This window comes from Micromonospora musae (assembly GCF_003626545.1).
GTDB classification, from domain to species: Bacteria; Actinomycetota; Actinomycetes; order Mycobacteriales; family Micromonosporaceae; genus Micromonospora; species Micromonospora musae.
Window position 1 is genome coordinate 616092 of record NZ_RAZS01000002.1, and the last position, 26036, is coordinate 642127.

The following is a 26036-nucleotide window of genomic DNA, read 5'->3' on the forward strand; positions in this document are numbered from 1 at the left end:
GGGCCCGTCACCGGGACCTTCGCCGACGTCAGCCGCCGCCGTAGCAAAGATGAGCGTGGCCGACCGGCCAGGCCCGCGTCCGAGGCAGCGGGGTTGCCGCCATTGCGGTGAGGCGGAAGCGCCTCACCGCAACGGGCCGTCGCCCATGCCGTTCGGGTCGTCCACCAGGTGGACGGCGGCCTCCTCCGCGCTGGCCGCGCCGGCGTCGAGCCCGGCGTCCCAGGCCACCGCGTCGGGCTCCTCGTCGTCGCCGAAGCCCTCGTCGTAGGCGACGAGGCGTCCCGCCCGCGGGTCCTGCTCGTCGCCCCGCCGGATCAGCTCGTCCTCGTCGTCGGCCACCTCCGCGTACGGGTCGATGTCGGGCTCCTCCTCGGCGAGCAGCTGCTCGAGCGACTCGCCCGCCCGCTCCTCGGCAGGGGTCGTGCCGTACCGGTTCGCCCCGGACCAGTGGTCCGCCGCAGCGATGCCGGTGTCGAGGGGATCACTGATCCGATCGCCGTCGAGGGTGTCGGAGGCGTCCAGCACCCCGTCGTCCTCGGCGACGTTCCACTCCTCGATGCGGTCGATGTTGTCGGTCTCGCTCACGGCAGTCTCCCCTCGTCGCCCCTGCGGCGGCCCCCAAGCCTAGAACCTGCCCCGGCCGATCGTGAGCAGGGGACACGTTCAGTGGCGGGACTCCCACGAAACGGAGCTGGGGGCCGGTACGGCCGCGGTCGCCGGACGCCGGCGCAGCCGCGCCGCGCCGACGGCGATCAGGCCGAACCCCCAGATGAGGAGCACCACCACCCATTGCGCCCAGTGCACCGCGTCCGTCTCGCCGGAGAGGAGGTTCTGGAGCGTCGCGTACGGGGTGAGCCACGCCCGCGCGGGCCGCAGCGAGTCGGCGGCGCCGAGCAGGCCGTAGAGGCCGAGGGGCAGCACGATGCTGGCGAGGGCCGCGACCACGAAGGAGCCCAGCAGCAGCCCCAGCCCGATGCCGACCAGCTGCGCGACGACCTGGACCAGGACGCTGCCCGCCACGATGGTCCCGGCGTGCCGCCACGCGCCCGGCGCGACGCCGTCCGGGGCGAGGGTGAGCGCGGCGGCGCAGGCGACGACTCCGATGAGCCCGACCGCGGCGGCGAGCAGCGTCGCGGCCAGCACCGTGGGGCCCAGCCGGACGGTGCCGGGCTGGCGCCGCAGGTCGTGGGCGAGCAGGGTGCCGAGGAACGGCACGGCGACCGACATGAGGGCCTGCACCGGCTCCGCGAGCGCGGCGAAGGTCAGCTCGTCCGGTGGGACGGCCGCCGTGAGCCCCATCGCGGCCAGTACGCCGACCAGCAGGGTGACCGCGATCAGCCAGCGCCGCGGCGCGGTGCCGACGCCGCGACGCACCCCGTCGAGGGTCGCCGCCCCGAAGCCGCTGCCGTCAGTGCCCGCACGCTTCATCCGAGCCCCCCGTTCGCCGTCCGGCCATGGTCGCGCATCGTGTGTGCGAAGTCACCATCGGATTGACGTCACGATCCGGCGGTGGCCCGGTTGACCCAGCGGGAAATTGGACGAACGCCGTCGTACCGCGACGGAACGTCACCGGATCGGGCCGGGGTGGTCGGGCTAATCCGGGGGCGGCCTGTCGGAGGTGGTCGCTACTCTGCCTGCGAGCACTCGCCCTCCGCGAGCCGTGCCTTCCGCAGTACGGCGCCACCCCCACCGCTCACCATCCGTCAGCGAGACCGACGTCAGGAGTTTGTGTGACCCAGCAAGTCACCGCGGCACCGGAGAAACTGGACGCCGCGGTCCTCAAGGTGGCGGGTGTCGTCGTCCTCGGCGCGATCATGTCGATCCTCGACGTGACAGTGGTCAGCGTCGCGCTGCCCACGTTCCAGGACGACTTCGACGCCTCGTACGCCCGAGTCGCGTGGACGATGACCGGCTACACGCTCGCGCTCGCCACGGTGATCCCACTCGCCGGGTGGGCCGCCGACCGGTTCGGCACCAAACGCCTCTACATGACCGCGTTGGCGCTCTTCACCATCGGCTCGGCGCTCTGCGCCACGGCCGACTCGATCGGGCAGCTGATCGCCTACCGGGTCCTGCAGGGCCTCGGCGGTGGCATGCTCATGCCGCTCGGCATGACGATCATGACCCGGGCCGCCGGCCCGAACCGGATCGGTCGGCTGATGGCCGTCCTCGGCATCCCGATGCTGCTCGGCCCGATCGCCGGGCCGATCCTCGGTGGCTGGCTGATCGACGCGGCCGGTTGGCACTGGATCTTCCTGATCAACATCCCGATCGGCATCGCCGCCCTCGTCTACGCGCAGTTCGCGCTCCCGAAGGACGCGCCCGAGCCGTCGGAGTCCTTCGACTTCATCGGCATGCTGATGCTCTCCCCGGGGCTCGCCCTCTTCCTCTACGGCATCTCCACGCTGCCGGAGGCCGGCACCTTCGCCGACCCGGAGGTGTGGGGGCCGATGTTCGTCGGGGCCGCGCTGGTGGTGGCGTTCGTCGTCTACTCGTTCCGGCCCCGGCACCCGCTGCTCGACCTGCGGCTCTTCGCCAACCGAAACCTCACGGTCGCCACGGTGACGCTCTTCGTCTTCATCATCGCGTTCATGGGGGCGGGCCTGCTCTTCCCGAGCTACTTCCTCCAGGTTCGCGGTGAGTCGACGCTGGCGGCGGGTCTGCTCATGGCGCCGCAGGGGATCGGGGCGATGATCACGATGCCGATCGCCGGCACGCTCGCCGACCGGGTGCCCGTCGGGCGTACGGTGCCCTTCGCGCTGGCGCTCATCGTCGTCGGGTTCTTCTCGTTCACCCAGATCGACCCGAACACGTCGTACGTGCTGCTCTGCGGCTCGCTCTTCGTGATGGGGCTGGGCATGGGCGGCACCATGATGCCGATCATGACGTCGGCGCTGCGGACGTTGAACGCGCACGACGTGGCGCGCGGCTCGACGCTGGTCAACATCCTCCAGCAGATCGGCGGCTCGGTCGGCGCCGCCGTCATGTCGGTGATCCTCACCAACGAGCTGAACGGCTCCCGGCCGATCCCGGGGGTGACGGAGCCCGGCGGCAGCAAGCCGTTCACCGAGGCGGGGCTGGCCATCGCCAGCCGGCTGCGGCCGGAGCTGCTCGACCAGTTCCCGGTCCCGCAGGGGCTCATCGACCGAGGGCTCGACTTCGCGGCTCGCGCCTTCTCCGGCACGTTCTGGGTCGCGTTCGCGCTGGTGGCGCTCACCTTCATCCCGGCCGCGTTCCTGCCCCGCCGGCGGGTGCGCACCGAGCTGCCCGACGGTGGGCAGGGCGAGGAGTCCCGTACGCCAGTCGTCATCCACTGACGCTTGTCGGGCCGCCGGGGAGCTGTTCCCGGCGGCCCGGCCCGGCGCGGCGCGAACCCCGGCCCGGCGGGGCGCGAACCCCGGCCCGGCGCGGCGCGAATCCCCGGTCCGCCGGGCCGCGAACCCTTGGTCCGCCGGGGCGCGAACCCCGCTGAGCCGGGCGACCGGCTGCGTCCGACCCGTCGGGATCGATCGGGGAGCGGCCGGCGGCGCCGGCTCAGGGACGCAGCGCGTCGACGACGATCCGGGTGGCCCGGGCGATGAGCGCGTCGTCGTACGGGGCGTCCCGGGTGTCGCGGCTCGACATCACGGCGAGGACGATCGGCGCACCCTCCGGCGGCCAGAGCACCGCGATGTCGTTGCGGGTGCCGTACCCGCCCCCGCCGGTCTTGTCGCCGACCATCCAGCCGGCGGGCACCCCCGCGCGGATGAGTGTGTCACCTGTCGTGTTCCGTCGCAGCCACCCGTTGAGGACGTCCCGATCCTCCGGGCTCAGCGCGTCGTCGACCGCGTACGCCCGTAGGTCGGTGGCGAAGGCCCGGGGCGTGCTGGTGTCCCGGCGGTCGCCGGGTCGTCCCTCGTTGAGCGCCGTCTCGTAGCGGTCGGCCTCCGTGGTCGTGTCGCCGAGCCGGCGGAGCTCCCGCTGGAACCCCTCGGGGCCGTCCAGGCGGCGCAGGATCAGGTTGGCGGCGGTGTTGTCGCTGTACCGGACGGCGGCGTCGACGACGTCGCGCAGCCGCATCCCCGTCGTCACGTGCTTCTCGGTGACGGGGGAGTGGGCCACCAGGTCGCTGCGCGAGTAACGGACGACCTCGTCGAGGTCGGCCGCCGAGGTCCGGTCGAGCAGCACGGCGGCGGCCAGCGCCTTGAACGTCGAGGCGTACGCGAAGCGCTCGTCGGCCCGGTGACCTATCGTCGCCCCGGTCCCGGTGTCGACGGCGAAGACGCCGAGTCGCGCGTCGAACTCGGTCTCCAGCCGACCGAACTCCCGGTCCGGCGCCGGTACCGCGGGCGGCGTGCCGGTGGCCGGGGCCGCCGCGGTTCCGGTGCCGCTCGGGGTGGCCGGGTGCCCCTTCGGGCCACAGGCCGCGAGGCCGGCGAGGATCGCCGCCGCGCAGGCCACGGCGGCGCCGCCCCGTGTGCTCGGAAAACCCATCGGCATACCTCCAGACGTCGCGGACGTGCCACTGAACTGCCGAGGGGAACACGCGCGAACGCCGGGCCACGGTTGCCTCCCCGGGCGACGAACCCACGCTGGGCGGCGAACCCACGCCGGGCGGCGGCTAACCGGCGCCGGGCGGCGGAGGGGCGGCCGGCCGTGCGCCGCCGCGAGCGTCTCGCCGCCCGGTCTACCGGCGGCGCCGTCGGGGGTCGGTGTGCGGCACGGACGGCCCGCAGGTCCGCCGGTGGGGCGCGAAGGCGGGCTCGGCCGCGGATCGGGTCAGGCGGCGGAACCGATGTGCAGGGGGTCGGCCAGCAGGTGGGCGAAGGCGAGTTCGGCGGCGCCGATCAGGGCGGCGTCGGGTCCGAGCGCCGCGGGAAGTAGCTGCACGTGTTCGCGGGAGGCGGGCAGTGCCAGCTCGTCCAGGCGCTGGCGGACGACGTCCGCGCCGGAGAGGTAGATCTCGCGCAACGACCCGCCGAAGACCACGGTGTCCGGGTTGACCACGTTGACCAGGTTGGCCACCCCGAAGCCGAGCCAGTCGGCGACCCGCGCGACCGCGGCCGCGGCCTCCGGCTCCCCGTCGGCGGCGGCCCGCAGCACCTCCTGCACCGCGCCGGGCGTGGCGTTCCGACCGGCGTGGCGCAGCAGCGCGGCCTCGCCGATCTCGGTCTGCCAGCAGCCGCGTGAGCCGCACTCACAGGGCAGGCCGCCCGGGTTGACCACCATGTGGCCGACCTTGCCGCTGCGGCCGCCGTGGCCGACCACGAGCCGGCCCTCGATGATGATGCCGGCGCTGACGCCGTGCGATCCGTGCAGGTAGATGAGGTCGTCCACGCCGGCGGCCACGCCCCGGACGTGTTCGGCGAGGGCGGCGATGTCGGCGAGGTCGCCCGCGAGGACGGTCGGCCCGGGCCGGCCGTCGCCGAACGCGGCCTCGATGTCGGCGCGCAGCGTCTCGTCGGGGCCGCCGATGCGGATCCGGCCGTCGCGGTCGCGGGTCGTGTCGGTCACGGCGACCGCGACGCCCACACGGATCGAGTCCGCGGCCACGTCCCGGTCCATCTCGTGGGCCAGGGCGGCCAGCGGGACCACCGCGTCGACGGCGGACGTCCCGGCGGGTCGGGGGGTGTCGCGTAGGTCGAGGACCCGTCCGCCGAGGCCGATGCGGGCGACGCGCAACCGGTCCGGCTCGATGCTGAGCGCCTGGGCGTAGACCCGGTTGGAGCGGGGGCTCACCACCAGGGAGGGGCGGCCGCGGCGGGTCGTGACGGGCGCGCCCTCGGTGACGAGGCCGGCGGCGGCGAGGTCGGCGGCGAGCGCCCCGATGGTGCTGCGGTTGAGGCCGAGCCGGGTGGTCAGTTCGGCGCGGGAGGTCGGGCCGTGGACGTGCACGTGGCGGAGCACGGCGCCGAGGTTCTGCCGGCGGATCTCCTCCTGGCTGGCACCGGGCGAGGGGGACGCCGGGACGGCCGGGGTACGACCGGGTCGGTGGAGAGCGGACAGCGGGGGGCGCACAGCCGCACCTCCTTCCGTCTGTCAGGGCCGTTCGGTCCGGGAAAGACGAAGGGTCCCGGAAATATCTCCGGGACCCGACGTCTACCTGTGGTGCTACTTACTTGGTCAGCGGCGCGAGCTTCGGGTCGTTCGCGTACGCCTCGGCCGCGTTCGCCTTGGTGACGGCGACCGGCGGGAGCAGGAAGGTGTCGACGACCTTCGAGCCGTTGTTGTAGGTCTTGGTGTCGTTCACCTGCGGGGCGTTGCCGGCCTGCAGGGCCTTCACCATGTCGATGGTCTGCTTGACCAGCGTGCGGGTGTCCTTGTTGATCGTCATGTACTGCTCACCGGCGACGATCGACTTGACCGACTCGACCTCCGAGTCCTGGCCGCTGACGACCGGGACCGGCTTGCCGGCGCCCTTCACCGAGGTGATGATCGCGCGGGCCAGCGTGTCGTTCGGGGAGAGGACGCCGTCCAGCTCCTTGCTGCCGTAGGTCGAGGTCAGCAGCTGGTCCATGCGGGCCTGCGCACCCTCGGCCTTCCAGCCCTGGATGGCGGTCTGCTTGATCTCCTTCTGACCCGAGGCCACGACCAGGTTGCCCTTGTCGATCTCCGGCTGGAGCACGCTCATCGCGCCGTCGAAGAAGACCTTCGAGTTGTTGTCGTCCGGCGAGCCGGAGAAGAGCTCGATGTTGTACGGGCCGTTCGGCTTCTTGGCCTTCATGCCGTCCAGCAGGGCCTGGCCCTGGAGCTGGCCGACCTTGAAGTTGTCGAACGCGACGTAGTAGTCGACGTCCGGGCTGTTCACGATCAGCCGGTCGTACGCGATGACCTTCGCGCCGGCCTGGTGCGCCGCGGCGACCTGGGTCGACAGCTGCGCGGCGTCGGTCGCGCCGATGACGATGACCTTCGCGCCCTTGGTGACCATGGCGGTGATCTGGGCCTGCTGGTCGGCGACCGTGGTCGACGCGCCCGCGTACTGCACGTCCGCCTGGAAGCCGGCCTCCTTGAGGCCGTTGGTGAAGAGGTCACCGGCGAGGACCCAGTTCTCCGAGGTCTTGGCCGGGAGGGCGACACCGATCAGCGAGTTGGCCGCGAAGCCCTTGGCCTCGCTGCCCGAGCCGCCGCTGGTGCCCTCGTCGCGGCCGGAGCCGCAGGCAGTGAGGGCAAGCATCGCGATGGCGCCGACGGCCACCGTCTTGCCAATGAACTTGCGCATTGGGGTGGTTGCCTTTCTTGAGGGATGGTGCGGTGAGTTGCGGCCGGCGGGCGTCAGCCGGCGACCGTCGTCTTGGCGGGCTCATGCTCCGCGCCGGACGATGGCGTAGGTGCGGCCGGCGTATCCCGGCGGAAGGAGCGCGTGAGGCTTCCGATGATCGAGAAGCGTCCCTGGCTCTTGTTGTAGACGTCGACCGCGACGGCCAGCAGCAGGACGAGGCCCTTGATGATCTGCACCTTGTCGGTGCCCACGCCCTCGAGCTGGAGGCCGTTGTTGAGCACGGCCATGACCAGACCACCGACGATCGAGCCGCTGATGGTGCCGATGCCGCCGGCGACGGCCGCGCCACCGATGAAGACCGCGGCGATCGCGTCGAGCTCCCAGCCGTTACCGTCCTGCGGACCGGAGGCCGCCGAGCGGGCCACGAAGATCATGCCCGCGAGCGCGGCCAGGACCGACATGTTCATCATGACGAAGAAGTTGACGCGCTTGAGCTTCACGCCGGACAGCTCCGCGGCGCGGGCGTTGCCGCCCACCGCGTAGATGTGCCGACCGCCCGCCGTGTTGCGGGTGAAGAAGGAGTAGACCAGCACGAGCGCCACCAGGATGATGCCGGAGACCGGGAAGCTGGTGCCCACCCGACCGCTCGCGAAGCGCAGCGAGACGAAGACCAGCACGCCGACCATCACGGCCATGCGCAGGATCGAGATCCACATGGGGATCGGCTCGGCGTTCATCTCCTTGCGGGTCCGACGCGCGGCCAGCTCCCGCCACACCACCGCGATGCAGCCGGCCAGGCCGAGCAGCAGCGTCAGGTTGTTGTAGCCGGTGTTCGGCCCGGTCTCGGGCAGGAAGCCGGAACCGATCACCCGGAAGCCCTCCGGGACCGGGATGGTGTTCGCGTTACCGATGAACTGGTTGCCGCCGCGGAAGAGCAGCATGCCCGCCAGGGTCACGATGAACGCCGGCACCCCGATGTACGCGACCCAGAAGCCCTGCCAGGCGCCGATGACGGCGCCGATCGCGAGGCCGAAGAGGATCCCGACCGGCCAGGGCAGGTCCCACTCGGCCATCGCCTTGGCCACCAGGATGCCGGTGAACGCGGCGACCGAGCCGACCGAGAGGTCGATGTGCCCGGCGACGATCACCATCAGCATGCCGATGGCCAGGATCAGGATGTAGGAGTTCTGCTGGAACAGCGCGATCAGGTTGTCCGACCGCAGCGTCAGCCCGTTTGTCCAGATCTGGAAGATCAGGACGATCACCACGAGCGTGAAGATCATCCCGAACTGACGGGCGTTGGAGGTGGTCCCTCCGAAGAGGTTCTTCTGGAGATCCTTGAGTCGGCTCATCGTGTCTGCATCTTCTTAGTCGAGGTCATCAGCTTCAGGAGGGTTTCCGGGTCTGCGTCCTGCCGGGCGACTTCGCCGGTGATGGTGCCTTCCGACACCGTGTAGATGCGGTCGCAGAGCCCGATCAGCTCAGGCAGTTCCGAGGAGATGACGATGACGCCCTTCCCCTGGTCGGCGAGCCGCTGAATGATCCCGTAGATCTCGTACTTCGCCCCCACGTCGATGCCGCGGGTCGGCTCGTCCAGGATCAGCAGGTCCGGGTCGGTGAACATCCACTTCGCCAGGACGACCTTCTGCTGGTTGCCGCCGGAGAGCTTGTTGACCCCCTCGTCGACCGTCGGGGTCTTGATGCGCAGGCTCTGGCGGTATGCCTCGGCCGCCTTGTACTCCTCGACCGCGTCGAGGACGCCGTGGTGCGTGATCTTGGACAGCTTGGCGGCGACCGTGGACGTCTTGATGTCGTCGAGCAGGTTGAGCCCGATCGCCTTGCGGTCCTCGCTGACGTACGCGAGCCCGTTGGCGATCGCGTCCGCCACGCTCTTGAGGACGATCTGCTTGCCGTCCTTGGTGATCGTGCCGCCCTGGTAGAGGCCGTAGGAGCGGCCGAAGATGCTCATCGCCAGCTCCGTGCGGCCCGCACCCATGAGGCCGGCGAAGCCGACGATCTCGCCGCGGCGTACGGCGAAGTTCGAGTGCTTGGCGACCAGCCGCTCGGCGGAGATCGGGTGCCGGACGGTCCAGTCGCGGACCTCGAAGAAGACCTCGCCGATCTTGGGCGTGTGGTCCGGGAAGCGGCTGTGCAGCTCCCGGCCGACCATGCCCCGCACGATCCGGTCCTCGTCGACGCCGTCGCCCTTGACGTCCAGCGTCTCGATGGTGTGACCGTCACGGATGATGGTGATCCGGTCGGCGATGGCCTCGATCTCGTTGAGCTTGTGCGAGATGATGATCGAGGTGATGCCCCGCTCGCGGAAGCCGCGCAGCAGGTCCAGCAGGTGCTGCGAGTCGTCCTCGTTCAACGCTGCGGTCGGCTCGTCGAGGATGAGCAGCTTGACGTTCTTGGCGAACGCCTTGGCGATCTCCACCAGCTGCTGCTTGCCGACACCGATGTCCTTGATCAGGGTGTCCGGGTCCTCCCGCAGGCCGACCCGGGCCATCAGCTCCAGCGCCTGCCGGTTCGCGGCCTTCCAGTCGATCGCGCCGTTCTTGCGGGGCTCGTTGCCCAGGAAGATGTTCTCGGTGATCGACATGTGCGGGATGAGGGCGAGCTCCTGATGGATGATCACGATCCCGGCCCGCTCGCTGGCCCGGATGTCCGAGAAGCGGGAGACCTCGCCCTTGTAGACGATGTCGCCGTCGTAGCTGCCGTACGGATAGACCCCGCTGAGGACCTTCATCAGCGTGGACTTGCCCGCGCCGTTCTCCCCGACGATCGCGTGGATCTCGCCGGCGCGCACCACCAGGTTCACGTCGGACAGGGCCTTGACCCCGGGGAACTCCTTGGTGATGGAGCGCATCTCCAGGAGGATCGGTACGTCGCTCATTGTTCGCACCACCTCGCCAACATCATGGATGCCTCCGGAAGCGTCTGGCCCTACTGGTTTTGTTGCCGTCGGCAACGTATTCGGACCAGAGGACCGTTCGCAAGCTGGGGCCCATCAATTCCGTAACAACCCGGTAATAATGACCCCGCGTCTGCCCTGGTCACCATGTGGGACGGTGCGATCCGTGCCACACCCGTAGCGGATAGTGACGGTGGGCATACGCTCGTCATCACCTCTCCGGGCCCGGTTTCGGCACCGGTCTCCACCGGTGTCGGCCGCAGGGCAGGCATGATCATGGCAGGCGTTCCTGGAGGCTCGACACCGCCCTCTCGTCCGGGTACGGTCCGTGCCCGGTTGCACGCGAACGCCCCCATGACGTGTTTCGGCCCCTGGCGACCGGTTGGCCGGTTCCCGTCCCGGTCGCTCAGCGGCTCAGGGCAGGTCGGCGACCTCGCGGCCCAGCGGCCAGAACGCCGCCGGCACGAGCTTGAAGTTGGCGATGCCGAACGGGATCCCGATGAGCGTGACGCAGAGCGCGACCCCGGCGACGATGTGGGAGAGCGCCAGCCACCAGCCCGCGAGCACCACCCACAGGACGTTCGCCAACCCCGAACCGGCGCCTGCGCCCGGCTTCGGCACGAGGGTGCGGCCGAAGGGCCAGAGCGAGTAGTTCGCCAGCCGCAGCGCGGCGACACCGAACGGGATCGTCACCACGAGCAGGAAGCAGATCAGCGCGGCGATGCCGTAGCCGACCGCCAGCACGATCCCGCCACCGAAGATCAACCACAGCACGTTCAACACGAAACGGATCATGCTGTCCAGCATGACCGTCGGACGCCAAGGCACGCGTTCGGCGTCGCGGGTCAGACCAGCAGGCCCCCACCGCCGTGCAGCCGCAGCTCCCGACCGACCACGGTCGGTGCGTGTGCGACGGTGACCAGGGTGGCGGCGGAGGACGCCGCGCAGATCGCCGCCGCGAGCGGCCCGGCCGCAGCCGGGTCGACGTCGAGGACGCCGGCGAAGTCCACCTCCAACCTCCCGGGGCGCCGGGCCCGCAGTGTGTCGGAGAGCACATCACGGAAGCCGGCCAGGTCGGCGTGCCCCACCGAACCGCGCAGCACCAGTACGACGACGCCCGTCGAGCGGATCACCGACGTGATCGACAACCCGCTCATCCCCGTCGGCGCCGACGCCTCGGCGGGCGGAGGGTGTTGCAGACGTCGAAGACGCCCGGCACGTCCCACGCCAGGTCGCCGGCGACCCGGCGGACCTCCGGACTCGCCACCCTGCCGGAGAGGATCACCACTGCGTTCTGCACCGTGACCTCGATCTGCTGGTGGCGGGTGGTCCAGTCGATGCCCAGCCGTTGGGTGACGAGCGCGGCCAACCGGGCGTCGTCGTTCATCGGCCCCGGTGCCTTCAGGTAGCGGTACAGGGCGTCGTCGGGCCAGGGCGGCATCAGGTTCCTCCGAGGATGGGCGCGGTCGCGGGGTTGCCGGCACGGACCGGCCGAGCTGGGTCAGGGCGAGGTGTCGGCCGGCACCCGAAGGGCCGCCTCACGGCTCTCCGCGACGGGGAAGACCCCGTCGAGGCGCATCGTGTGCAGCACGGTCAGGACGAACCTGGAGGGCGCGACCAGGCAGAGCGTCGCGTCCCGTCGTCGGGCCTCCTGGCGGGCGCGGACGAGGAGGCCGAGCCCCGTCGAGTCGATGACCTGCACCTCGCTGAGATCGACGAGCACGAGGTCGTCGTGGTCGACCGCCTCCCGCAACGCCCGCCGCAGCGCCTCCTGCGGATCCCGTTCGACGGCCGCGGGCTCCCCGCCGACCTCGTCCAGGTAGTCGATCCCGAGTGCCCGCTCCTGCGCCGCGGACCCGGCGGTCGAGCCGTCCGCGAAGAGGGTCAGGCTGCACCGGGGGCAGTGGTGCGGGCCGGCGGCGAAGGGAGAGCCGACCCAGTCGTTGGAGAAGACCAGCGTCCAGACGACCTCGGCGTCGGGCAGGACGGGGGCCGTACCGGTGATCGTGTCGCCGCAGCCGTCGCAGATCAGGGTCATCAGGTGATCCGTGGGCACGACGGTCATCGCAACTCCTCTCGTTCGTTCGTCGGCCGGGAACGGGGATCCGGCGGCGGCCGGTGGCCCGCGGGACCAGGCTCGTCCGGGGCGTCGGCCGCCGCCGGGTGCGCTCGCGACGGCGGGGCGGCCACCGTCGCGCCGGTGGTCAGGAGCGCGAGCAGCACCGCGCCGCCGGCGCAGCCAACCTGGACGGTCAGCCGCAGGCCCGGGAAGCTGTCGAGGTCGGCGCCCGCCAGCCGCGCGACAGTGGAGCCGAGCAGCGCGGCCGCCACCCCGAGGGCGAGAGTCAGCCAGAGCGGCGCCGCACGCCGCCCGGGCAGCGCCCACCGGCCGAGCACGCCGACGGCGAGCCCGACGAGCACTGCGCTCACCAGCGCGCTGCCGCTCACGTGCCCCTCCCTCGTCGCAGTCGCCCCGGCGGGCGACCGCGTGGCGTCCGACAACCACCCTCGGTGGCGACCGTGGAGGCACCCGCTCGGTTCCATGACAGTTCCGTGACAAATCAGGGGAACGGCGGCCACGGTTGGGCGGGGAGAGGCGGGCCGAGGATGATGCCGATATGACGGCCGTGCTGGTGATCGAGGACGACGACCGTATCCGGCTGGCGCTCCTGCTCGCACTGGAAGAGGAGGGTTACCGGGCGTACGGGGCGGCCACCGCGGAGGAGGGGCTGCGCCGGCAGCGCACCGACCCGGCGGAGAACGTGCTCGTCGACCTGATGCTTCCGGGCATGGACGGTTTCGAGTGCATCCGGCAGCTGCGCCGCGACGACGACGTGCCGATCGTGGTGGTCAGCGCCCGGGACGACACGCATGACATCGTCGCCGCGCTCGAGGCCGGGGCCGACGACTACGTGGTGAAGCCGGTGGCGATCAAGGAGCTGTCGGCGCGGCTGCGGGCACTGCGACGGCGGGGCCGCACCGGAGCCGCACCGGTCAGCAGCCACGTCTTCGGCGACCTGGAGGTCAGCCCGGAGGCGGGGGAGGTGCGCCGGGCGGGTCAGGCCGTGCCGGTGACCCGTACCGAGTTCCGGCTGCTCTGCGAGCTGGCCGAGCACGTCGGACGGGTGCTCTCCCGCCGGCAGCTGCTGCAGCGCGTCTGGGGGTACGACACGGGCGACGAGCGCCTGGTCGACGTGCACGTCGGCCGGCTGCGGCAGAAGATCGAGGACGACCCGGCCAACCCCCGGCACCTGGTCACGCTCCGCGGCCTCGGCTACAAACTGCAGCGATGACCCGCCTCGGACTGCGCGCCCGGGTCACCGCCGCGTTCGCCGTCGGCGCGTTGCTGCTGGCCGCGTCGATGGCGCTCTTCTCGTACGACCTGACCCGGCACTCGCTGCTCGAGGAGCGGGAGCGGACGGCGGTGCGCGCGGCCTACTTCGACGCGGCCGTGGTGCGGACCGGACTCGACACGGAGGACCCCGACGTCGTGGCGGTGCTGCGGTCCCTGGACACCGGCGCCGGCCGCCGCCCGCTACTGCACCGCGACGGCCAGTGGCACAGCCGCTCCGCGGAGACCGACGGCAGCCCCGTCCCGGAGGAGCTGCAGCGCGTGGTGCGCTCCGGCGAAGCCGCCGTGCAGCGGATCACCGTGGCCGGGCAGCCCACCCTGCTCGTCGGCGTTCCCATCTCCGGCACCACCAGCTACTACGAGCTCACCTCCCTGCGGGAGGTCGCGCAGACGCTCCAGGTGGTGGCGCTCACGCTGACCGCCGTGGCCATCATGACCGCCGGCTCCGGCGCGGCCCTCGGCTGGTACGCCACCCGACACAGTGTGCGCCCGCTCACCGCGGTGGCCGACGCCGCCGAGCGGATCGCGGCCGGCGACTACACCACCCGCCTCGACGTGGTCACCGACCCCGACCTGACCCGACTCTCCACCTCGTTCAACCGGATGGTCGACGAGTTGGTGGAGCGCATCGACCGGGACCGGCGCTTCGCCGCCGACGTCAGCCACGAGCTGCGCTCGCCGTTGCAGACGCTGGCCGCCGCGGCGAGCGTCCTGAGCCGGCGGCGCGAACATCAGGACGAGCGGACGGCGACGGCGGCCCGGTTGGTCGCCGAGGAGGTGGACCGGTTCCAGCGCCTCGTGGACGACCTCATCGAGCTGGCCCGGACCGAGCAGCCCGCACAGCGGGAGCTGGTCGACGTGGTGACGCTGGCCCGGGAGACCTGCCGGGCCCGCGGTCTCCCCGACGAACTCGTCCGGGTCGAACCCGGTGCCGCGACGCAGTGGCGGGTGGACCGACGCCGGTTCGAGCAGATCCTGCTGAACCTGCTCGACAACGCGGCCCGCTACGGCGGGGGTCCGGTCGCCGTCCACCTCTCGGCCCGGCTCCCCGACACGGCCGTGCTGGTGGTGGACGACGACGGCCCGGGGGTGCCCGCCGCCGACCGGGAGGCCATCTTCGACCGTTTCGTCCGTGGCCGGGCCGCGCACGCCCGCGCCGACACCGACGGTACGGGTCTCGGGCTGGCGCTCGTCGCCCAGCACGCCAGCGCGCACGGCGGACGCGCCGGCGTCACCGACCGTCCGGAGGGCGGAGCCCGGTTCCGGGTGGAGCTGCCGGGGGCCGTGCCGTGAGCCGCCGTCTCCTCGGCGGGGCCGTGCTCGTCGTGCTCCTCGGTGGCTGCGGGGTGCCGGTCGACGACGCGCCCCGTCGCGTGCGGCCGCCGGCCGGTGCCTTTCCGACGGCGGTGACCGCCGGCCCGACGGCCGCGTCCGGGCGGGTGACGGAGGCGCTCTGCTTCGTCCGGGAGGGCCGGCTCGACCGCGCCGGACGACGGCTGGACAGCCTGCCCGGCATCGACCTCCACCTCCAGCACCTGCTGGCCGGGCCGACCGCCGGTGAACGGGAGGCCGGCTTCGCGAGCGCGCTGCCCGGCACGGTCAGCGTGGCGGGCGTACGGATGAACGGGACGCTCGCCGAGGTGGACGTCCGGGCGGCCGGTGAGGAGACCGGCCGCAGCGACGAGGTGCTCGCCTTCGGGCAGATCGTCTGTACGCTCACCACTCGCCGGGACGTGGACCGGGTCTCGTTCCGCCGCGACGGGCGACCGTTGGACGTGCCGCGCGGGGACGGCTCGCTCTCCCGCGCGCCGCTCGGCGCCCTCGACTACGCGCCGCTCATGCCGGTGCGCTGAATCCCCGTCCGGGAGGCGGCTCTCCGGTCCGGGCCGGGCCCCCGAACAGAGTTCGGCCCCGCTCCCGCCGTGCGGCGCGGGAACGGGGCCGACGAGCCTCCGGCGGTCAGCCGGCGACCGACTGGTTGTACTCCTTGATCGGGCCGGCCATGGCCTGCTCCTGCTGCTGCAGCGCCGTGCGCGGGTCGGTGCCGCTGAGCACCGCCGCCTGCATGGCCTGCTCCGCGGCCTTGCGGGCCTGCGGCATGGCGCCGAGCAGGCAGCCCTGGGTGGCCTTGCTCAGCGGGGTGTTCTGCAGCTGGGTGATCGCGGTCTGGAACTGCGGCCGCTGCGCGACCCACTGCTTGTCCACCTCGGTCTCCAGGGCGCCCTTGCTGATCGGGAAGTACCCGGTCGAGGTGTGCCAGGTCGCCTGGACGTCCTTGTCGGAGAGGAACTTCACGAACTCCCACGCGGCGCGCTTGTGCGCGTCGTCCTTGCCCTTGCCGACGACCCAGAGCGAGGCGCCGCCGATGATCGGGCCGCCCGCGTCGGTGGCGTTGATCTTCGGGTAGTTGCCGGTGGCGATCTCGAACTTGCCCTGGGTGCTGGTGAGGAATCCACCCACCGAACCGGTCGACTCCAGCGTCATCGCCACCGTGCCGGCGGTGAAGGCGTTGTCGGCGGTCGTGGTGTTGCTGTCGAGCTTGGGCGCGAGCCCCTCGTCGACCATCTTCTTCCACCAGGTCAGCAGCTTGACGTGGTCGTCGGTGGCGAGCTTGACGGTGGTGCCCCGGCCGTCGCGGCCGTTGCCCTGGTCGCAGTACTCCTGGTTGCCGGCGGCGGTCCACTGCTCCAGGAACCAGCCGTAGAGCGCGGCGCCGAAGCCGTACTGGGTGACCCGGCCGCCGGCGTCCTTGACGGTCAGCTTGCGGGCCGCCTCGGTGATCTCGTCGAGGGTCTTCGGCGGGTTGGCCGGGTCGAGGCCGGCCTTGGTGAACGCCGTCTTGTTGATGTAGAGCAGCGGCATCGAGGTGTTGAACGGCATCGAGTAGAGCTTGCCGTCGACCGAGTAGTAGCCCGCGATGTTCGGCTGGATGTCCGAGGTGTCGGTCTTGTCGACGTCCACGAAGGACTGCACCGGCACCGTCGACTTCGAATCGATCATGAATCGGGTGCCGATGTCGTAGACCTGGACCACGTCCGGCGCCTGACCGCTGTTGAGCGCGGCCTTGTACGCCGAGAGGGTGTCGTCGTACGTGTTCTTGAACTGGAGGTTGACCTTGACCCGGCCCTTGTTCTTCGCGTTGAACTGGTCGGTCAGCTGCTGGAGTGCCTCACCGTTCTTGCCGCTCATGGCGTGCCAGAAGTCGATCGACACCTCGCCCTTGCCGTCCAGGGCGCTGGCGGCCGGCGCCTCGGTGCCGCCGCCCGCGGCGTCGTCGTTCGCCGTGGCCGAACCGCAGGCCGCGGCGGTGGCCGTGAGGGCGGCGAGCGAGAGCCCGACCGCCACCCGGCGCAGGGTGGTACGCACTGTGCTTCCTCCTAGGGATTTTCTCGGAACTACTTGACCGCGCCGGCCGTGAAGCCGCGGACGAGCCAGCGCTGGCCAAAGACGACCAGCAGCAACGTCGGCAGCAGCGTGATGGTGATGCCGGCCAGGAGCACTGCGGGACTGCCGCCCTCGTTGTCCTTGAGGGCGAAGACGGCGGTCTGCAGGGTGTTGAGGGAGTTGTTGCTGGACGAGATGATCAAGGGCCAGAAGTACATGTTCCAGCCCTGGAGGAACGACCAGACGGCGATGCCGATCAGCGCCGGCCGGGTCGCCGGCAGCAGGATGGTGAGCAGGAAGCGCAGGTGGCCGCAGCCGTCGATGACCGCGGCTTCGCGCAGCTCCGCCGGGAACTGCCGGAACGCCTGGCGCAGCATGAACACGCCGAAGCCGCTGGCCAGGAAGGGCAGGATCAGGCTGAGCCGGTTGTCGTTGATGCCCAGCGACCGGATGAAGAGCGCGTTCGGCACCACGATCGACTCGTACGGCACCATGATCGTGGCCAGGAAGAGCCAGAAGACCGGTCGGCGCAGCGGGCTGCGCAGGAAGACCAGGGCGTACGCGGCCAGGCACGACGTCACCAGGTGGGCGAGCATGATGCTCACCCCGACGAAGAGCGAGTTCATGAAGGCCGGGGCGAGCGGCACCACCGGCTGCCGCCAGGCGGCCCGGTAGTTCTCCAGCGTCCAGTGGCCGGCGAAGAGCTGCGGCGGCTGGTGCAGCAGCGCGTTCGACGGAAGGAAGCCGCCGACCACGGTGAGCAGCACCGGGAAGAGCAGCACCACGGCGGCGATTACGAGCCAGAGGTACGTCAGGACGGTCGGCACCGGACCGGGCCGGTTCACACTTCTGCTCACCGGTAGTGCACCCGCCTCTCCAGGACGCCGAACTGCACCACGGCGATCAGTACGCCGACCACCAGCAGCACCAGGCCCTGCGCGCTGGCCAGTCCGAAGTTGCTGTTGTTGTTGTGGAACGCGTTGTCGAAGATCGAATAGACGAGCGTCCGGGTGTGTCCGTTCGGGCCGCCGTCGGTCATGATCTGCACCTGCCCGAGCGCCTGCAACGCGGTGAGCGTCGTGGTGACCACCGCGAAGAAGATGCTCGGCGAGATCAGCGGCAGCACGATGCTGACGAACTGCCGCGGGCCGGTGGCGCCGTCGATGCGGGCCGCCTCCAACACCTCCTCGTCGACGCCGGCCAGGCCGGCGGCGAGCACCAGGAGGTTGAAGCCGGAGACCATCCAGACGGTCACCCCGACGACCGTGGCCATCGCCCAGCCGGGCTCCGTGGTCCAGTTCGGCGCTGGCAGGCCGACGAGGCCGAGCACCCAGTTCACCGGCGACACACCCGGATTCAGCATGATCAACCAGACGACGCTGGCCGCCGAGACCGAGTACGCGAACGGCAGCGCGAACGCGGTCCGGAAGATCCGCATCCCGGGCAGCCGCTGGGTCATCGGCGCCGCGAGGGACAGGGGGAGCAGCACCCCGGGCACCACGACCAGGACCGTGAAGACCAGCGTCTGCCAGAGCACCGTGCCGAAGGCCGGCGTCAGCAGCTCGTGGAAGTGCCGCAGCCCGACCGAGCGGGTCGGGTTGCCCAGGATGTCGTTGCCCCGGGTCGACAGGTACACCGCCTGGAAGAGCGGGAAGATCACGAAGACGCCGAGGCCGGCCAGGCCGGGCAGGGTGAAGAGCAGGCCGAGGGCCGCCTCACGGGCCCGCGCCGGTCGCGCGGTCCGGCGGATGCCCCCGGGTGGCCGGTGCACGTCACCGGCGGGCACGCCGGTGGCGGTCAGAGTCGGAGCTGTCACGCGGGGCAGCTAATCCAGCCCGCACGTCCGGCCGGCGTGCGCAGGAGGACGGGCAGGTGACCACTCGCTGTCGCCGCCGTGACATTGCGCTACGCAGCGTCACGGCCGCGCAGCGTGAATCGGTGGTGACGCAGTGCTCAGGCTGTCCTTTGTCGACACGACCGACGACCATCCGTAACCGAAAACGCCGCCCCGGGACGCCTCGCGGCGACCGGCCGTTCACCGGCGGCCCGGCCCGGTACCGTTCTGGCATGGTCCGTGACGCGAGGACGACCGACCGCTCGTTGTGGCGGGACCGCGCCTTCGGCACCTACTGGTTCGCCCAGTCGCTCTCCGCCGCCGGTGACGCGTTCGCCTTCCTCGCCGTACCCCTGCTGGTGCTGCACGCCACCGGCTCCGTCGCGCAGATGGGCCTGCTGACCGCCGTGGCCGGCGCGGCGGCCGTGGGCGCGGGCGTCTTCGGTGGCGTCCTGGTCGACAGGTACGACCGGCGCACCCTGATGATCGTCGTGGACCTCGTCCGCCTCGTGCTCTACGGCCTCATCCCCCTGGCCTGGCTCGCCGGCCCGCAGGTCTGGCTGCTCTTCGTCGTGCTGCCGATCTGCGAGGCGGCCGGGATGCTCTTCCAGATCGCCGCGGTCGCCGCGGTGCCGACCCTGGTGGACCGCGACCGCATCACCGAGGCGAACGGGCGGTTGCAGGCCACCTTCGCCCTGGCGGCGGTGGGCGGGCCGCTGCTCGCCGGAGTGGTCTCGGCCCGGCTGGGCCCCTCGTCGGCGCTCGCCGTCAACGCGGCGAGCTTCGCCCTCTCGGCCGCCGGCCTGTCGCTGATCCGGTTCCGGCCGCGCGACGACGCCGGGGCCGCCGTCGTCCGGCGGGAGAAGCCGCTGGCCGAGTTCCTCGCCGGGGCCAGGTTCCTCTGGCGTGAGCCGGTGCTGGGCGCGTTGACCGTCCTGCTGTCGGTCTTCATCTTCCTGACCTACGGCTTCACCGACGTACTGGTCTACCACGTCAAACACGACCTCGGCGGCACCGACGGCACGGTCGGCACCGTACTCGGGCTGGCCGCGTTGGGCACCGTCGCCGGGGCGCTGCTGGTGGCGCCGCTGCGACGGCGCCGCGGCTTCGGCACGGCGTGGATCGGGGCGCAGCTGGTCTGCGGTCTCGCCCTGGCGGGTGTCGGTCTGGCGGGCTCGATCCCCGCCGTGACCGTGCTGACCGCGGTGTACCTCTGCGGCGTCAGCGTCGGTGGGATCTCCTCCATGTCGCTGCGCCAGGAGATCACCCCGGACCACCTGCTCGGCCGGGTCACCTCCGCCTTCTGGAGCACGCACTACTCGCTCGGTCCGGCCGGCGCCGCGGTGCTGACGTGGGCCGCCGGCCGGTACGGTGCCGCGGCCGTCACGGTCGTCGCGGGGGCCGGCTGTCTCCTCGTGGCGCTCGGCGGACTCTGCACACCGATCCGGAGCGCCGGATCGCCGCGCGCGACCCGGAACGCCGAGCCGGCGCCGGCCGCGATCTGACGGCGCGCCCGACGTCTGGGCTGTCCGGGAAGGACCCCGTGCCGTACCGGCGACCACCCTGGACCGTAGAGTCTCGCCGTGATCGAGATCAGTGCGCAGGTCGACCTGTTCCACCCCGCAGACCGGGTCTGGCACGCATTGACCGACCGGGAGCTGCTCGGCCGGTGGTTCGCCGAGACGACGGTGGCCGTCGACGAGCCGGGCCGGTTGCTCTTCGCCACGGCGGGCCTGCCCGGCTTCGACGACGCCGTCGGGGCCGAGGTGGTCGAGCAGCGGGCGGCGGAGCTGGTCACCATGCGATGCCTGGAGGCCGGCCGGCGGAGCCTGCTCACCTGCACGCTCACCGCCACGGCCGAGGGCTGCCGGCTGTCGCTGCGGGAGACCCTCCAGGACGGGGAGTGGAGCCCGGCGCTGCGCGCCGCCCGGGAGCAGAGTTACCAGCAGGCGCTGGCCAACCGGCTGCCCGCGATCCTCGACTGGTTCGCCTTCCAGCAGGTCGACCTGCGACGCGGGGTGGCCGGGATGACGACCGAGCTGCCGGTGCTGGAGTGGGCGGGTGCGGCACGCTCGCGCGGCCGACGGGGCGTGGTGCTCCTCGCCGCCGGAGTCGGTGTGCTCCTGGCCGGCGGCGCGGCGGTCTGGGCGCTGCGCTCGGAGCCACCGGAGCAGACCGGCGCGCACCCCGCTGCCACGCCGACGGCGACGGTCACCGGATCGGCGGCGACCTCGAGCCGTCCCGCCCCGAGCGCCTCGTCCGCCCGGCCCGACCGGACGGCGAGCGCGAGCCAGCGGCCGAGCCGTACGCCCACCGGGAAGCCGTCCCGGACGCCCAGCTCCGCGCCGCCGCAGCAGCAGTCGCCCGACCCGGTCATGACGGCGCGCTACTCGAACGTCAACAGCCGCCTGCTCGGTTACACGGGCGAGGTGGCGGTCAGCAACCCGGGCGACGTGGCGGGAGCGGAGTGGACGGTCGTCGTGACGTTCGACGACGACAGCGAGGTCGGCAAGGTCAACGGCGCCGAGTGGCGGCAGGAGGGGCGGACCGTCACCTTCACCGGGCCGCCGCTGGCGGCCGGGCAGTCGCAGACGATTCGGTTCGACGTACGCGACTCGGCGGCGTTCGCCAAGGGGCCCGCGAGCTGCGCGATCGACGGCAGGCCCTGCGAGGGGCTCTGACCCGCCCGGATCCTCCAGGCGTTGCCGAGCTGCCGATCGACGAAGGCCCTGCGGGTGTTCAGCGGGCCCGGATCAGGTCGGCGGCCCGCCAGGCCAGGGCCATCACCGGGGCGTTGAGGTAGCCGGAGACCAGCACCGGCAGCACCGAGGCGTCGACGACGCGCAGCCGCTCCACGCCGCGTACCCGCAGCTGCGCATCGACCACCGAGTCGTCGTGCGGGCCCATGGCGCAGGTGCCCACCGCGTGGTAGCCGCAGTAGCCGTGCTCCAGCGCCGCCCGGACGATCTCGTCGTCGTCCTGGACGGTCGGGCCGGGCAGGGTCTCCGCCGAGACGCGCTTGGCGATCGGGTTGGTGGCGAAGAGCTCCCGCAACCGCCGGAAGGCGCCCACCGCCACCTGCCGGTCGTACGGGTGGCGGTAGTAGTTCGCCACGATGCGCGGGGCGGTGCCCGGGTCGGCGGAGGTGATGGCGAGGCTGCCCTCGCTCTCCGGTCGGGTCACCGTGACCAGGCCCATCAGCCCCGGCTCGCGCTCCAGCTCCAGCGCCCTACCGGGCCGCCGCGGCGCCGGTGAGAAGGGCGCGAGCAGCACCTGCGCGTCCGGACGGTCCACCTGCGGGCCGGAGCGGATGTACGCCCCGACGTCGGAGACCGGGAGGGCGAGCGGCCCGCGACGGGTGAAGAGGTAGCGCAGCGCGGCGACCGCCTGGCCGGTTCCGCTGCTGAGCGCGGCGTTGTAGCCCCCCGGGGCGGCGAGCCGGAACTGCAGCGGCGCCGACCGGTGCTCCCGCATCCCGGCACCCACCCGGGGACGGTCGAGCAGCACGGGGACACCCGCCGCGCGCAGCGTGTCGGCCGGGCCGATGCCGGAGACCTGGAGCAGCTGCGGTGAGGCGAGCGCACCGGCGGCGAGGATCACCTCGGCCGCGGCGTAGCAGTCGACGACCTGGCCCTGCCGCTCGGTGCGTACGCCGAGAGCCCGCCCGTCGTGGATCAGCAGCCGGAGCACCACCGTCTGCACGGCGACGGTGAGGTTGGGGCGGTCGCGTACCGGGTGCAGGAACGCCGCGGCGGCGCTGATCCGCCGACCGTCGCGGATGGTCGCCGTGACGTAGCCGATCCGCTCGTCGTCGTCGGCGTTCAGGTCGTTGACGCGCCGCCAGCCCAGCTCCTCGCCGCTGGCGATGATCTCCTCGCAGAGCTCGTCGGTGGCCGTGGCGGTGGAGAGGCGCAGCGGCCCGCCTGCGCCGCGGACCTCGGAGGCGCCGAGCGGATTGTCCTCCAGCCGCTTGAAGACCGGCAGCATCGCGTCCCAGCCCCAGCCGGGATTGCCGCGGCGCTCCAGCTCGTCGTAGTCGAGCCGGTCCCCGCGCCCGTAGACCATGCCGTTGATGGCGCTGGAGCCGCCGATGATGCGGCCCCGCTGCCAGATCTCCCGCTGTCCCGGCGCGGCCTCGGCGGGGTAGTGCCAGGCGGTGCGCCGGTCGTCCATCAGCCGGCTGAACCCCTTGGGGATGCGGACGTAGGGGCTGCGGTCCCACCCGCCCGCCTCGATCAGCAGGACCGTCGTGCCCGGGTCCTCGGTCAACCGGTTGGCCAGCACGCAACCGGCCGCGCCCGCACCGACCACGATGTAGTCGTACTTCTCCACGAGGTTCTCCCCGTCTCGCCGGCACCGCCGGGACCTACCGTAGGCCCTTGATCACGCAACGGGAAGGGGCGTCACGTTCGCGGAGCACGCCCATCGATCTCCTTCGTGGCCGGATCCGGCCACGAAGGACACCTTCACACGGCTCTGACGAGCACGTAGCCTGCCTGAAACGATTCATAGGGTGGAGGAGGCAGGCGTGACCCCTCGGACCATCGACCACCGGCCGCTGTCCGGCAGACGCCGCGCGATCGTCGTCGCGGCAGCCGCGACCGTCGTCGCCACCGTCCTGGCCGGGGCCCCGCCCGCGTTCGCCGCCCGGGGACACGCGCCGGCCGCGCCGACCGCCCTCACGGTCGACGACCGCGCCCACCCACTCGACGTCGAAGGCACCCCCTGGTTCGGCTGGCTGCCCCGCGACGTCGACCCCGGCGAAGCACAGACCGCCTACCGGATCACCGTCACCACCAGCGGCGGCACGCGCGTCTGGGACTCCGGCAAGGTCGCCTCCGACCAGCAGTCCTACGTGCCCTACACCGGCCCGCCGCTGCGCGCCGCGGCCGCCTACCGGTGGACCGTGCGCACCTGGGACCGCACCGGCCGGCAGTCACCGGCCGCCACCGGGGCCTTCGAGACCGGCATCTCCGACAGCCAGTGGGAGGGCGCCGCCTGGATCCGCCGCGCCACCACCGAGGCCGACGACTACACCCTCGCCCGCACCGAGGTCCGGCCCGCCGCCGGCCGCGTCGTCCGGGCCCGCGCCTACACCTCGGCCGACCACACCTACGAGCTCTACCTCAACGGCGTCCGCGCCGACCGCGGCACCTCCTTCGGGTACGCCGGCGAGGACTACTACCAGGTCGCCGACGTCACGCGCCTGGTCACCGCCGGCAAGCCACTCGCCATCGGGCTGCGGTACCACTGGTACGGCAGCGGCCAGGGACGCCCGGCCGGTTCGCGCGGCGCGCTGCTGAAGCTGGTCGTCGAGCACGCCGACGGCACCCGGGAGGTGTTCGGCACCGACGGGTCGTGGCGGGTGGCCCGGGACACCCGGTTCGTGGCCGGCGCCGAACGGCGCAACGGCGAGGGCGACCGGGTCGAACGGCAGGACGCCCGGGCCGAGGTGACCGGCTGGAACCGGCCCGGTTTCGACGACGACGTCGCCCCGTTCGCGGCCGCCGAGGTCATCGGCGCGCACCCCACCGCGTCGGCACCGCACCTCATCGCGCAGGAGACCCGGCTGACCGAGCGGCGGGTCACGCCGGTCGCGCTGCGTACCGCCGCCGACGGCACCGTCGTCGCCGACTTCGGCGTGGTGATCCCCGCTCGCCCCGAGGTACGGTTCCACGCCGGCGTGGCCGGGCACACGGTCCCCATCCGGGCCGGGTACACCCTCACCGAGACCGGTCGGGTCGCCACCTCCACCCTGCTCTCGCAGGGCACCGACATGAGCTTCCCGTACCTGCAGACCGACGGCGCGCAGGAGTTCCGCGCCTTCACCCACCTCGGCTTCCGCTACCTGGAGATCCCCGACGCCGGCGAGCAGATCGCGCGGCAGGACGTCTCCGCCGTCGTGGTGCACAACGACGTGCCGCACGGCGGGAAGGCCACCTTCGCCAGCTCGGATCCCACCCTCGACGCGGTGTGGGAGATGATGACGCGCTCCGCGCTCTACTCCGTCCAGGAGGCGTTCGTCGACACCCCCACCCGCGAGAAGGGGCAGTTCCTGGGCGACGCGGCGAACATCTCCTACGCCACCATGGGCGCGTTCGGCGAGCGCGACGCCACCCAGCAGGCCATCCGGGAGTTCCTCCGCTCGGCCACCCGCTACTGGAACACCGGCGACGACCGGGGCCGCTACAACGCCGTCTACCCCAACGGCGACGGCAAGCGGGACATCCCCGACTACTCGCTGATGTTCGTCGACTGGGTGTGGCGCTACTGGCTGGAGACCGGCGACCGGGGCCTGCTCGCCGAGGCGTACCCGGCCATCCGGGACACCGCCGACTACGTGCTGCGCCACATCCCGGCCACCGGTCCCACCGCCGGCCTCGTCACCGAACTGGCCGGCGGCAGCGGCGCGTACCGCTTCGGCATCGTGGACTGGCCCGAGCCCGGCCGCTTCGGGTACGACATGAGCGCCGCCGCCCGGACCACCATCAACGCCCAGGGTGTCGACGTGCTGCGCACCGTCGCCGAGGCGGCCCGCGCGCTCGGGCGGCCCGCCGCCGAGACGGCCGCCTACGACGGGCACGCCGCCGCCCTCAGCGAGGCGATCAACGCGAAGCTGCGCCGCCCCGATGGCGTCTACGTCGACGGGCTGTCGGCCACCGGCGAGCCCAGCGCCCACGCCGGTCAACACTCCACCTCGTACGCGGTGGCGCACGGGGTCGCCCCGCGGGCCGATCTGCCGGCGCTCGCCGGGCACCTCGCGTCGATGGGCATGAAGCAGGGGCCGATGACCGCGCACTGGCTGCTGCGGGCGCTGGCCGACGCCGAACGTCCGGACGCGGTGCTGCGTCTGCTGACCAACGCCGACGACCTCGGCTGGGCCGACATCCTCGCCCAGGGCGGCACGTTCACCTGGGAGGCGTGGACCCTCGACCCCGGCAGCAACTTCAGCCAGTCGCACGGCTGGGGCGCCCAGGCCGTCGTCGACGTGCAGGAGACCCTGCTCGGTGTCCGTACCGCCGCCCCCGGCGCCGCCCGGATCGACGTCGTGCCGCCCGCCGTGGGGCTGGACCGCGCCTCCGGCGTCGTACCCACCCAGCGGGGGCCGGTGCGGCTCGACTGGCGGCGTACCGGCTCCGGGCTGCACGTCGACCTGGACGTGCCGGTCAACGTGACCGCCCGGGTCGCCCTGCCGATCACGGACGGCAAGGGCTACCGGTCGGTCGGACCGAGCAGGGCCACCTACGTCGGGATCGAGAACGGTCGCGCCGTGTTCGAGGTGGGCTCGGGTCGCGCCAGCTTCCGCCCGACGGGTACCCGACCCCGCTGACCCGCCGGCCGGGGCCGGCGGCGG

At 72.2% G+C, this 26036-nt stretch carries 23 protein-coding genes; 7 read left to right on the forward strand and 16 right to left on the reverse strand.

Annotation, left to right across the window (positions count from 1 at the left end):
* Positions 1-123: 123 nt before the first annotated feature.
* Both D7147_RS06925 and D7147_RS06930 read right to left on the reverse strand, forming a co-directional pair.
* Positions 124-585 carry a DUF5709 domain-containing protein gene (locus tag D7147_RS06925; RefSeq protein ID WP_120674759.1) on the reverse strand — a complete coding sequence of 154 codons (462 nt, stop codon included), beginning with the start codon at positions 583-585 and terminating at the stop codon, positions 124-126.
* A gap of 78 nt (positions 586-663) precedes the next feature.
* Positions 664-1428 carry a hypothetical protein gene (locus D7147_RS06930; protein ID WP_120674761.1) on the reverse strand — a complete coding sequence of 255 codons (765 nt, stop codon included), beginning with the start codon at positions 1426-1428 and terminating at the stop codon, positions 664-666.
* Positions 1429-1730: 302 nt separating this feature from the next.
* Here D7147_RS06930 and D7147_RS06935 point away from each other — a divergent pair, with 302 nt between their 5' ends.
* Complete coding sequence (locus D7147_RS06935) at positions 1731-3317, forward strand: DHA2 family efflux MFS transporter permease subunit (protein WP_120674763.1); 1587 nt, start codon at positions 1731-1733, stop codon at positions 3315-3317.
* Between the two features lie 217 nt (positions 3318-3534).
* Here the strand turns inward: D7147_RS06935 and bla are convergent, their stop codons facing one another.
* The 10 genes from bla to D7147_RS06985 form a co-directional block, all read right to left on the reverse strand.
* Positions 3535-4473 (reverse strand): class A beta-lactamase, encoded by a 939-nt coding sequence (bla, locus tag D7147_RS06940; protein WP_120675292.1) that lies wholly within the window; start codon positions 4471-4473, stop codon positions 3535-3537.
* A gap of 285 nt (positions 4474-4758) precedes the next feature.
* Positions 4759-5985: an ROK family protein gene (locus tag D7147_RS06945; protein WP_120675294.1), complete on the reverse strand. Its 1227-nt coding sequence runs from the start codon at positions 5983-5985 to the stop codon at positions 4759-4761.
* A 109-nt stretch (positions 5986-6094) separates the two neighbouring features.
* The gene (locus D7147_RS06950; RefSeq protein WP_120674765.1) at positions 6095-7198 is read right to left on the reverse strand and encodes a substrate-binding domain-containing protein; all 1104 of its coding nucleotides are present in this window, start codon (positions 7196-7198) and stop codon (positions 6095-6097) included.
* A 53-nt stretch (positions 7199-7251) separates the two neighbouring features.
* On the reverse strand, positions 7252-8550 hold the full coding sequence (gene mmsB, locus D7147_RS06955) for a multiple monosaccharide ABC transporter permease (RefSeq protein ID WP_120674767.1): 1299 nt from the start codon (positions 8548-8550) through the stop codon (positions 7252-7254).
* Positions 8547-10094, reverse strand: a complete 1548-nt coding sequence (gene mmsA, locus D7147_RS06960) for a multiple monosaccharide ABC transporter ATP-binding protein (protein ID WP_120674769.1) — start codon at positions 10092-10094, stop codon at positions 8547-8549. The genes mmsB and mmsA overlap by 4 nt, the downstream gene beginning before the upstream one ends.
* Positions 10095-10526: 432 nt before the next feature.
* The gene (locus D7147_RS06965; protein ID WP_120675296.1) at positions 10527-10907 is read right to left on the reverse strand and encodes a YccF domain-containing protein; all 381 of its coding nucleotides are present in this window, start codon (positions 10905-10907) and stop codon (positions 10527-10529) included.
* A 50-nt stretch (positions 10908-10957) separates the two neighbouring features.
* On the reverse strand, positions 10958-11260 hold the full coding sequence (locus D7147_RS06970) for an STAS domain-containing protein (RefSeq protein WP_147434687.1): 303 nt from the start codon (positions 11258-11260) through the stop codon (positions 10958-10960).
* A 5-nt stretch (positions 11261-11265) separates the two neighbouring features.
* Positions 11266-11556 (reverse strand): BON domain-containing protein, encoded by a 291-nt coding sequence (locus D7147_RS06975; protein ID WP_407663320.1) that lies wholly within the window; start codon positions 11554-11556, stop codon positions 11266-11268.
* Positions 11557-11613: 57 nt separating this feature from the next.
* The gene (locus D7147_RS06980; RefSeq protein WP_120674775.1) at positions 11614-12177 is read right to left on the reverse strand and encodes an STAS domain-containing protein; all 564 of its coding nucleotides are present in this window, start codon (positions 12175-12177) and stop codon (positions 11614-11616) included.
* Positions 12174-12560 (reverse strand): hypothetical protein, encoded by a 387-nt coding sequence (locus D7147_RS06985; RefSeq protein WP_120674777.1) that lies wholly within the window; start codon positions 12558-12560, stop codon positions 12174-12176. Before D7147_RS06985 ends, D7147_RS06980 begins: the two co-directional genes overlap by 4 nt.
* 170 nt (positions 12561-12730) lie before the next feature.
* Between D7147_RS06985 and D7147_RS06990 the strand changes: the two genes are divergently transcribed.
* From D7147_RS06990 to D7147_RS07000, 3 genes are read left to right on the forward strand one after another with little or no spacing between them, the layout of a single operon-like run.
* Entirely contained in the window at positions 12731-13405 is a 675-nt protein-coding gene (locus D7147_RS06990; protein WP_120674779.1) for a response regulator transcription factor, read from the forward strand.
* Complete coding sequence (locus D7147_RS06995) at positions 13402-14757, forward strand: sensor histidine kinase (RefSeq protein WP_120674781.1); 1356 nt, start codon at positions 13402-13404, stop codon at positions 14755-14757. The genes D7147_RS06990 and D7147_RS06995 overlap by 4 nt, the downstream gene beginning before the upstream one ends.
* Complete coding sequence (locus tag D7147_RS07000) at positions 14754-15317, forward strand: GerMN domain-containing protein (RefSeq protein WP_120674783.1); 564 nt, start codon at positions 14754-14756, stop codon at positions 15315-15317. The genes D7147_RS06995 and D7147_RS07000 overlap by 4 nt, the downstream gene beginning before the upstream one ends.
* A gap of 106 nt (positions 15318-15423) precedes the next feature.
* Here the strand turns inward: D7147_RS07000 and D7147_RS07005 are convergent, their stop codons facing one another.
* The 3 genes from D7147_RS07005 to D7147_RS07015 are packed head-to-tail and all read right to left on the reverse strand — an operon-like array spanning position 15424 to position 18664.
* Positions 15424-16830, reverse strand: a complete 1407-nt coding sequence (locus tag D7147_RS07005; protein WP_199716678.1) for an ABC transporter substrate-binding protein — start codon at positions 16828-16830, stop codon at positions 15424-15426.
* A 29-nt stretch (positions 16831-16859) separates the two neighbouring features.
* Entirely contained in the window at positions 16860-17705 is an 846-nt protein-coding gene (locus D7147_RS07010) for a carbohydrate ABC transporter permease (RefSeq protein WP_120674785.1), read from the reverse strand.
* The gene (locus D7147_RS07015) at positions 17702-18664 is read right to left on the reverse strand and encodes a carbohydrate ABC transporter permease (RefSeq protein ID WP_199716679.1); all 963 of its coding nucleotides are present in this window, start codon (positions 18662-18664) and stop codon (positions 17702-17704) included. Before D7147_RS07015 ends, D7147_RS07010 begins: the two co-directional genes overlap by 4 nt.
* 251 nt (positions 18665-18915) lie before the next feature.
* Between D7147_RS07015 and D7147_RS07020 the strand changes: the two genes are divergently transcribed.
* Both D7147_RS07020 and D7147_RS07025 read left to right on the forward strand, forming a co-directional pair.
* Positions 18916-20187, forward strand: a complete 1272-nt coding sequence (locus D7147_RS07020; protein WP_120674787.1) for an MFS transporter — start codon at positions 18916-18918, stop codon at positions 20185-20187.
* 78 nt (positions 20188-20265) lie between these two features.
* A complete protein-coding gene (locus D7147_RS07025; RefSeq protein WP_120674789.1) occupies positions 20266-21363 on the forward strand; it encodes an SRPBCC family protein in 1098 nt (365 codons plus the stop codon).
* 58 nt (positions 21364-21421) lie between these two features.
* Here D7147_RS07025 and D7147_RS07030 read toward each other — a convergent pair whose 3' ends face one another.
* The gene (locus tag D7147_RS07030) at positions 21422-23014 is read right to left on the reverse strand and encodes a GMC family oxidoreductase (RefSeq protein WP_120674791.1); all 1593 of its coding nucleotides are present in this window, start codon (positions 23012-23014) and stop codon (positions 21422-21424) included.
* Positions 23015-23210: 196 nt separating this feature from the next.
* Between D7147_RS07030 and D7147_RS07035 the strand changes: the two genes are divergently transcribed.
* Positions 23211-26012 carry a family 78 glycoside hydrolase catalytic domain gene (locus D7147_RS07035; RefSeq protein ID WP_199734097.1) on the forward strand — a complete coding sequence of 934 codons (2802 nt, stop codon included), beginning with the start codon at positions 23211-23213 and terminating at the stop codon, positions 26010-26012.
* Positions 26013-26036 lie beyond the last annotated feature (24 nt).